The organism is Candidatus Poribacteria bacterium (genome assembly GCA_021295715.1).
GTDB lineage: Bacteria > Poribacteria > WGA-4E > WGA-4E > WGA-3G > WGA-3G.
In genome coordinates this window covers 1-9,020 of the sequence record JAGWBV010000114.1, presented here as the reverse complement: position 1 = coordinate 9,020, position 9,020 = coordinate 1, and the positions used below count along the sequence as shown (strand labels likewise).

Sequence of the window (9,020 nt, the reverse complement as noted above, 5' to 3'; positions counted from 1 at the left end):
GGACGATACGGGAGAATCGAACATCACTATCCTGAGATGAATCCGACAGGCGAGAAGTTCACATTTGTCCGACTCAAATACCCCGGTGGTGACTGGTACACAAATATTGTGAATTACTATTACTGGCAATCGGATTTGCAATTTTCTAAGGTCCTCGCCGAAAATACAACAATCAATGTGGAGATCCGTGAACATCCGCAATACGTTGACATCGACGATGAAGGCTTATTCGCCTATCCGTTCCTGTATATGACGGGACATACCGGGATTCGGCTTTCCTCTGAACAGGTCCGAAAATTGAGAGAATATTTTGAACGGGGTGGTTTTCTCCACGTTGAAGATTGCGATGCACGGCTCAACAATTATCGCGGCGGCTTGCGTCCACATATCTATGAGATGATGCGGCAGGTCTATCCGGAAAAGAATTTTGAACGACTGGAGATGAGTCATCCGATTTATCATACTCTCTATCAGCATGACGAGTATCTCGGCGGCGATAAACTCATCCCTGATGTCTGTGACTATGACGAGGCAATCATGGACGACGATCGTGTGATCGCCTATTTCTCTCCGAGCGACCTGAATTGTGCGTGGGAAGGCAGACCTTGCGAACCCGGTGGTGAGGAACAGCGGACTTGGGCATTTAAACAGGGGATGAACGTCGTTGCTTATGCATTGACGCGGTAGGAATAGCAGTCAGGAAGAGTCGGGATTCGGAGATCCCTCCTACAGATGCGAAAGTAGTTTTTCACGTAGGCGTTCATAGGCGAGGTTCGCGCCAGCGATGTTGCCTGAAGCCGGACCCACTTGAAGTTGGGCGATGGTGCCAGATCCGAAGAGATTCTCGATGGGGTGGAGTTGTAAATCGGTATCAAGTCGTGGGAATCCACAAACAAGGCGGATTTGGTGTCGTGTAAGCAATTCCGTTAAAAATCCGTAACGACCCAGATTGAACCTATACCCTGTCGCAAGGATAACATGAGACACATCCGTAATTACACCACGTGTGGTTTCAACCCGCAGCCTGCGGGTAGGTAGACATTTTTCCTCGGTAGTGATGTTATGGATACGGGTTTCAGGATAGATGTCAACCTTCGGCGCATTCAGCAAAGCCTCCATAATATCGGGGGTGATACTTCCTTCCCCTCTGTTCTGTTGAATTGTCTCATAACGCCGCTGAAAATCGGTCTCACTTGCGAATTCGGCGAGTGCCTTGGGACCTAACCACACCGGCGGAAAATCGAACTGCTCCGTCTTCAACCCCTTCCGAGCCATCAGTGCTACGCTATGCCCGCGTTCGCTGAGGCTTTTCGCAAGCGTTCCCGCCGTCAATCCACCACCAACGATAACAATTTGGTTTCCCTTACTGTCCCGCGCATCCTCACAATTCACCGAAAACTGGGAGGCGTGTAAAATCTGATCGGGGTATCGGTGTTGCCACTGGACGAACTCAGGTGGAACGTAAACACAATCGTCGCTCCCGATGGCGAGGACAACACAACGACTCCGAAATCCTTCACTATTTGTCGAGATGAGGCGGAACGGAAATCTGCCTGCCCCTTTGTCCCACCGCAATTTCGCCACATCAAACTGATAATAAACCCGATGCTCTCGGAGTTCAGCAACCGCGCTTTTGCAGAAATCCCAAAAGAGTTGCGTCGAGGGTTGGGAATAGGGCGGTGCCAACTCATTCGCCCGGTTGTGTCGTTCGGCGTACTCAACGATACCGAGGGCATCGGGTGTAATGTGATGCACAGCGGGTGAGCGGAGAAACGTCATGCCTTGGCGTTCGGTTTTAGACCGCCATTGGGTGAGGGGTCGCGGATGTCGATCAACAACTGCGAGGTGTTTCGCCGCTGCTGGCATATCACGGAGCAATCGAATTGCAATAGATACACCGTGTATCCCGCCACCGATGATGGTAATCGGGAGGTTCCGATGTGCGAGATGGCGGTCAGTGAAAATGGCTTTCGGAGACCGTCGGCTATTCATTCTATAGAAACCTAATCCGTATTTGGTGGTGGCAGATGCACGCTCTTCAAAGCGAAGGTTTGTGACAAGAGTTCATCAACAGCACGGTAACGGCTGTAACGATACTGGACAACCCCAACGGATGGCGCGATCCAATAAATTGCGGGTGGACTAATTAAGAAAACCGACGGCTCTGGACTATCCCCGTAGACGACCTCCTCGTGAACGACATACGTCGTGTAGCTACCAGCGGGAACGGTAACGCGTTCACTATCGCTCACGACATAACGTGTAACCGTGACTGGTATTCCAGCGGTCTTCTCAAAAACCACCCACTCTTTCCCGACTTCCAATGGAAAATCCAATAGACGGCGCGGCGGAAAATGCTTTCGGTGAGATATACGGAGGAAGCCCGGATTATCAACACTCGGCAGATACATGTCAAATGCGGATTCCACCAACGCCTGATGGGTCTTAACAAAATAGGTAGCAAAAACTGGGAACGAGAATCCGTCAAAAAATTCGGTTTCTATCCGTAAATAATATGCGTTCGCGACTAAGTGATCAACAGCCTCAACACTGAATTGGTCGGGTTCTTCGGTGGTAAGTTCACTGATGGTGAGTTGTCGATGCGTTGTGCCACTGACATCGCGTGTGCCTTCGACTCGCATTGTGAATTCCTGATTGGTGTCCACATTGACATAAGTCCATGCGGAACCCGGAGCCGTTGGAAAATCGATAGCGTGGAATCCTCTTGTATCAGGGGGTGGAAGCGTCGTTTCGCCGTGTGGGTCGATCAGTCCTTCATCTCCACAACTTACAAGAAACAGAAGAATAGCCATCAGCAAAAAGGCTTTCGGCTTTCGGTGTGTGGCATGCATGTTTCGCTTGAATGCCATAAGGTTCTCTTGCTGACTGCTGACAACTGACTGCTGACAACTGATAACTGATAACTGACAATTTTTCATCACTTTATCACACTGAATTTGCCGGTACTCTGGAATCCGTTTCCATCGGTTGCGCGGAAGAAGTATAATCCGGTGCAGACCATTTCGCCGCGTGCGTTCGTGCAATCCCATTCGGAGGCATCCTCCAGCACTTTAATTAAGTTTCCCAAAGCATCGTAGATTTCAACGGTTAAGCCCTTCGGATAGAAGGTGAGGTGTTTACCTTGTCCCGTATAAAGCGGGTTCGGTGCGACGATGACATTTCTGTTCTGACTGTTTGCGACATAATTGAAGGTCCGTCCCTGCCAGATCCGAGTGCCTGTTACGCCAGTAGCGGTTTGTCCACGGATTTTATAGAGATAGATACCCGTCGGTGGAAATCCGTTCGTGCGGAGTGTGCCGAACCATCTCGTCTCGGCTTCTCGTGTCAAAAAGACGGTGTATTCATTTCTATTCGGACCCTCGACTGTGAGGTGAGGTGCAGCCTGTAGTGGATATGTGCTCTGTACTTCAACATTCCATTCGCCTGTGCCGCGTGGTTGCGTCTGAATGAAGAAGGCAGGTGCTCCGCTGACGGTATCCACACTTGGCGTGATACTGTCCGGAACGATGCTCGGTGTCCCCATGAGTCCGATTGCGTCAACAGGCACAACGGCATAGTAATAATGGAAATTGTTGGGATCAAAAAACTCGCTGTTGACATCAATTCCCTCAAAGACAGTGGGGTCCGCAAACTGAGTTTGTCTGACATCAACACGCCCAACGATGGCTATATCGTCTTCGGGAATACCGTTGCCATCGCGGTCGGCAGCAGCAAGGACTTCATCGGGACTCTGAAAAGGCAGCGGGACATCCGTTTCATTCTGTAACATATAACGTTTTCGCACGATAGCGACCTCTCGAATCCCCGCCGGATTTTCAACATTCCACGTCACAAGAGGTCCGTTAGAACCTTGAACAACCTGTGCGTTTGAAAGCATTCCTACCGGTGGCACACCCGCCATATAACTGACAGCGCCGCCAAAACTTCCCCCCGGAATTACGACGCGTTCAACATCGGGGTGCATATTAATTAAGATAAGCGTGATCTCTTGAATATCCCCGCCGAAATCCTTGAAAGTCATCTGTGCTTCTTGGGAACGGTGATAAGTGAACGCCTCCTTAATTTCAGTGGTCCCATCCCGTTTCTTGACGATGAATTTGGCAGCCCATCCACGCAAACCGGTTCCTGCGTGCCGCTGGAGTTCATCCTGAATGTTCTCCTGATCCTTAGGTGCGAGGTGTTGGAGACTGATTGGCGCGAGATCCGCGCCATCAATTCTGACTGCGAATTCCGGCAGAACACCTGTCGGACGGAAGACGATATAGCGTGATGAGAAATGCTCCGGCATGGATTCGGAATCGAAATCGGTGTGCACCGGATAACTGGTATGGACATCATTGGGATGAATAGCGACCGGCGGAAAGCGATGTGCGTTTCTATAGCCCGCCATCCCCGTCGCAGTATTGGCACGGGTATGTGTAAAATAGTTCCATACCGTGAAGGTCTTGAAAGCCTCTGCAAGCGTGGTGCCGTTATCCGTAAAAACCTCGTAAAAATTGCCCATCTCTCGATAACTACCATCGGTGGTATTTCTGTAAAATTGGCGGACGATGTCGTATCCGAACCGCTCCGCCATATACAATGTCCAGATAACGGAGCCGTACTCGTGGTCGCCGATGCGGCTCTCAAGGGAGATATCTGGGATGAGAAACCAGCGACGGAGTTGATGGATATAATAGTTATAGGAATTGGTCTCGTTGGGTTCATCGGGATCTGGGAGCGTATCACCATCGTCAATGACTCCGCCATCGTAAGTCATGACTTCTATCCAAGTTGCGGAGGCTTCCATGAACCATGTCGGCATATAGGCGTTATATCCGAACTGGACACCGTGCAGGAATTCATGTGTGCAGGTTGTCTCAAGATAACGGATGCCCTCGGCTTTTCCGACGTAATCGTAGATACGGGAGTTGATCATGAAATAGGGAGCGACGGTCAGCGCGGTGGATAAGACGCGACCTTCAAACCAGTCTGCGGTCGTGATACCGAGTGCGGGAAAGGTAAAGAGGTAGACATCATACTTATGATTGCCGCCGTTTTGTGCCGCCCAAAAGTCGATGTAAGGGATTTTGAATCCCATCAGGTCGATTTGGACGTGATATGCTCGTTCCATTGCATCGGCACAGAGATCAATATAATCAGGAACGCCATTGCGCGGGTGGAAATCCTCAAGCGGTGGGGCATGCGGTCCGATACGCGTGTAATGGAACTTAAAATGCGGTGTGTCGAACCTCTCTGGGAGCTCTATCTCACCGAAGAAGCTACCGGGAAGTCCGGGTCGAAGGAATAATCCTTTCAACTTCTGCCGATGTATAGAAGGCAAATTTTGCCAATTCTTGGCGAGGGTGACAAAACTATCGGTTACACACTCCGTTATTTCGCTTGCGGTGTACCTCGGTTTGAGATTGGTGAACTGCTGAGCGGTTTGGATCGCGCTTTGGAGTTCGGGATCTGGTGGAAGTGCGTGTGCGACAGGTAAGAACGCTATAAGGAGCGCGATGATGACGGTAAACGATACTCTCATATTTTTATAGTTATCAGTTGTCAGTTGTCAGTTGTCGGTTAACAAGAAAGGTTCAAGGCGCCCCTCTTTAACTGATAACTGCTTAAGCGAACCGGGTAGGTTTTCCATCGAGGCTGGTGCGGTTGGTTTCTTTCCAATACGCTTCTACGCCTTCTTCACCCTTCTTCGCTGCCCACGCGTTTAGCTGCTCCCTTTCACCGACATAATCATAAAGCGGGACAGCCATTCCACAAGAGGTTTGCACAAGGTCAACGCTGAGGTCAAATATCTGTCTTGCCCCAGGAAGTGGCGTAAACAAAGGGAAAAGGAGTTGCCATTCGGCATCGTCTTTGTGTACCGCCTTCGCAGTGCCGTAGAGTCGGAGGATCACGGGATTATCTTGAAAAGCGGTAAACATGAGCGTCATTCGTGGATTTTCCTGAACGTGTGCGGCGGTTTCATTGCCGCTTCCCGTTACATTTAACCAAGCGACTCGGTTTGGACCTAAGACACGCAACGAATCCATGCCTTTCGGGGATAAATTAATTCTGCTATCGGCAGTTGCGGTTGCGACAAAAAAGATTTTTTGTTCACCGATGAATTGCTGTAGTTTCTGAGGGATTTCAGTATACAATTTCGCCATCGTGTTAACCCCACTGTTTTGAAGGCGGCTAAGATATGGCCCACTCAGCCGCCGAATTTAAAAAACTTAATTCGCTTTGATTGCACCCCATGTGAGTGCGAGTTTCCCTGCGGGTTCAACATCAAATGCGATTTGGTAATTTTCCATGACCTCTTTGTCATCTAACGCACGATGGTAGACAGCAACATCGTCAATCTCACCCTCAAAATAGAAGGGTTTGATAAAGGCGTTCCGGTCATGTCCGACTGCGACAACAACATGGCTGCGTGTGTCGCGACTGTTTATCTTTCCGTCCGCTTCTGCATCGAGTTCACCGTTGATGTAGAGGAACTTTTTATCGTCCGCCCCCGCAGCAACAAACGTGACGTGCGTCCATTCGCCCGCTTCGACAGCGGTTTCAGTTTTGAAGACCCCGAACCCGTCGCCGCCTCTTTGGGTTTGTATCGTGCCATCCGCCAAGAGTTCCAGCCACGAATCACCACCCCCCTGTGGATCATCGTCCCAGATGATAACTTTAGGACCGTCGGGTAGAGCTACGGGTTTAATCCACATTGCGTAGGTAAGATCCTGCCCTGTGGTGGCGGCTCCCATGACGACATAATCCTCTTCACCGTTGAAACTGAGTGCGTCTCCGACAATGCCTTCAACAATTGTCGGGGCACCCTTAATCTCTCCATCGTTTTCACCGAGGGCATCTTTGGCCAACTTTGCATCGGTATCGCCTTTATCAAAAGTCCAATGCCCTCCGAGTCCGTCTTCAAGCGACTGTGCGTGTGTCATTTCTGTGTTAACTGCTGCGAAACCCATAACTACTGCGCAAGCGAGTGTAAGGAATAGACCTAATTTCATTGGTTTACCTCCTGGGTATTGTAAACCCATGGTGCGCAATGTGTTCTTCCAGTAGAAGCAAAGTGCTTCCGCCCCCTTATTTGACACTGATGTATATTATATATCGTTTTGGGTGTATATGCAAGGGAAATGGTAGAAAAGCCTTCAGCAATCGGCAGTCAGCAATCAGTGGTTAGCAGTTGCGATCAGGAGATCGCTTTTACAGGTTTTTGAGAGCTGCCCATGTCGTTGTTAATTTATCTGAAGGATCAACAGCCTGTGGTTCGGCACCATCAATGTCAGCAACGTACTCACCTTCATAGAGACGGATATGGTCGAGCCAGACGTCCACCTTTTGTCCGCCCATAATTATGCCTGCGCGTGTACTCACATCATCCGCTGTCATTTTGAACGTGATGGAGAATTCCTTCCACGTTTCAGAGAGATTGATTGTCTGTCGAGCATACTCATTCCACGGATCGCCTTGATGCAGGATGCGCATTACGACCGTTCTCGGTTTTTCGCTCTTTGCCCACAAACTGTAGGTATAGGTAGTGCCTTTCTCCAGCGTGAAGGGTTGCTGATAGAACTGGACGTGCCACACTGCATTCCCTGCGTTACTGATCTTGACATAAGCAACTTTCTTTCCGATGACCGGCTCCGCTTTTTTGCCTTCGGGTTGAAAGAGAGCGGCGGCATCGGCATGTGTCCAGTGGTGCCATGCTTCAAGGTTGAGATCGAAATCACCATTGTTGAGGATATTTTCGGGGGGTTTTGCTGCATAAGCGAGCGTCGTGAATCCGAACAATCCTATCAAAACGAGTAGATAGAAATAAGTTGAAATCCCTTTAGTTGTGTTCATTCTTGCCCTCCCGGTCATGCTCACCGCCATGCTCTGAGTCATGTTCACTATGTTCTTCCCTATGCCCGTGTTCACCCTCTCCGACTTCGGGATGCGCAGTCCACCCGTTGAAGTCCGTGCTCGTTGCGATGAGTTGGACCTCTGTTTTTTCTCCGGGAGCAAGGTCTGTAGATGGTGTGGGACCAAGCTCTTTTCCATTCGATAGGTGAACTTCAACTCGAACCTGCTTCAAAGTTTCCGCTGTGGTGTTCTCGACGGTGCCTTCAAAGGAATTGCTTTGCGCGTTGTAAGCCAATATGAGTCGCGCACCATTTCTGACCTTATCGTAGGTTTCATTTAGCGCGAGTTCCGTATTGGATTCTTCCTCACCCTCATCAACAGAGGGTTTGTTCGTCCTTGAACAGTTACTCATAGCAAAAACGATGAACATCATAAGACTGATGGTGAGAATTCTATAGGTGTAATTCATCGGTGTTCTCCTATCCGCCTGCGCCTGATAATTGACTGCTAAAGAGGGATTGTATCACAAATCGAAGGAGGTGTCAAGCAAATGCCGAATTGATGGCAATATTAAAGAGCAAAAGGCAGGTGATGCACCTGCCTTTTGAAGAGATTCCCGGCAACGACCTACTTTCCCGCGGGGTTGCCCCCGAAGTATCATCAGCGCTGAAGGGCTTAACTACCGTGTTCGGGATGGGTACGGGTGGGTCCCCTTCGCTATAGCCACCGGAAAATTTTTTGTATGGCTCAGTATTGGGATGTATCTGAGCCGTTACAAGAATATTTGACAATTGTATATGTAGTGAGGGGTCGGTAGCGTGAGAAAAAGTTATCAAGCCCTCGACTTATTAGTACCAGTTAGCTGAACCGCTCGCGCGGCGTACACATCTGGCCTATCAACCTTCTTATCTCGAAGGAGTCTTACCAACTTAACGTTGTGGGATATCTTATCTTGAGGCGGGTTTCACGCTTAGATGCATTCAGCGTTTCTCCGCTCTGCACATAGCTACCCAGCGGTGCCACTGGCGTGACAACTGGTGCACTAGAGGTACATCCACTCCGGTCTTCTCATACTAGGAGCAGCATCTCTCAAATATCCTACGCCCATACCAGATAGGGACCGAACTGTCTTACGACGTTCTAAACCCAGCTCGCGTGCCACT

General features: G+C 49.7%; 8 protein-coding genes and 2 rRNA genes. 1 reads left to right on the top strand and 9 read right to left on the bottom strand.

Going from position 1 to position 9,020, the window contains the following annotated elements; genetic code table 11:
• On the top strand, positions 1 to 687 hold a 687-nt coding region (locus J4G07_20535), incomplete at its 5' end, for a DUF4159 domain-containing protein (GenBank protein MCE2416374.1).
• 39 nt (positions 688 to 726) lie between these two features.
• Here J4G07_20535 and J4G07_20530 read toward each other — a convergent pair.
• The 9 genes from J4G07_20530 to J4G07_20490 all read right to left on the bottom strand — a co-directional run.
• On the bottom strand, positions 727 to 1,992 hold the full coding sequence (locus tag J4G07_20530; GenBank protein MCE2416373.1) for a SidA/IucD/PvdA family monooxygenase: 1,266 nt from the start codon (positions 1,990 to 1,992) through the stop codon (positions 727 to 729).
• A gap of 11 nt (positions 1,993 to 2,003) precedes the next feature.
• Positions 2,004 to 2,870 (bottom strand): hypothetical protein, encoded by an 867-nt coding sequence (locus J4G07_20525; GenBank protein MCE2416372.1) that lies wholly within the window; start codon positions 2,868 to 2,870, stop codon positions 2,004 to 2,006.
• A 68-nt stretch (positions 2,871 to 2,938) separates the two neighbouring features.
• On the bottom strand, positions 2,939 to 5,545 hold the full coding sequence (locus J4G07_20520) for a T9SS type A sorting domain-containing protein (protein ID MCE2416371.1): 2,607 nt from the start codon (positions 5,543 to 5,545) through the stop codon (positions 2,939 to 2,941).
• A gap of 82 nt (positions 5,546 to 5,627) precedes the next feature.
• Positions 5,628 to 6,167 (bottom strand): pyridoxamine 5'-phosphate oxidase family protein, encoded by a 540-nt coding sequence (locus J4G07_20515; GenBank protein ID MCE2416370.1) that lies wholly within the window; start codon positions 6,165 to 6,167, stop codon positions 5,628 to 5,630.
• A gap of 66 nt (positions 6,168 to 6,233) precedes the next feature.
• The gene (locus tag J4G07_20510; GenBank protein MCE2416369.1) at positions 6,234 to 7,016 is read right to left on the bottom strand and encodes a LamG domain-containing protein; all 783 of its coding nucleotides are present in this window, start codon (positions 7,014 to 7,016) and stop codon (positions 6,234 to 6,236) included.
• 199 nt (positions 7,017 to 7,215) lie between these two features.
• Positions 7,216 to 7,857, bottom strand: a complete 642-nt coding sequence (locus tag J4G07_20505) for a carbohydrate binding domain-containing protein (protein MCE2416368.1) — start codon at positions 7,855 to 7,857, stop codon at positions 7,216 to 7,218.
• Positions 7,844 to 8,326 carry an FxLYD domain-containing protein gene (locus J4G07_20500; GenBank protein ID MCE2416367.1) on the bottom strand — a complete coding sequence of 161 codons (483 nt, stop codon included), beginning with the start codon at positions 8,324 to 8,326 and terminating at the stop codon, positions 7,844 to 7,846. The genes J4G07_20505 and J4G07_20500 overlap by 14 nt, the downstream gene beginning before the upstream one ends.
• A gap of 145 nt (positions 8,327 to 8,471) precedes the next feature.
• Positions 8,472 to 8,588, bottom strand: a 5S ribosomal RNA gene (gene rrf / locus J4G07_20495).
• A gap of 97 nt (positions 8,589 to 8,685) precedes the next feature.
• Positions 8,686 to 9,020 (bottom strand): 23S ribosomal RNA (locus tag J4G07_20490); the annotation flags it as partial.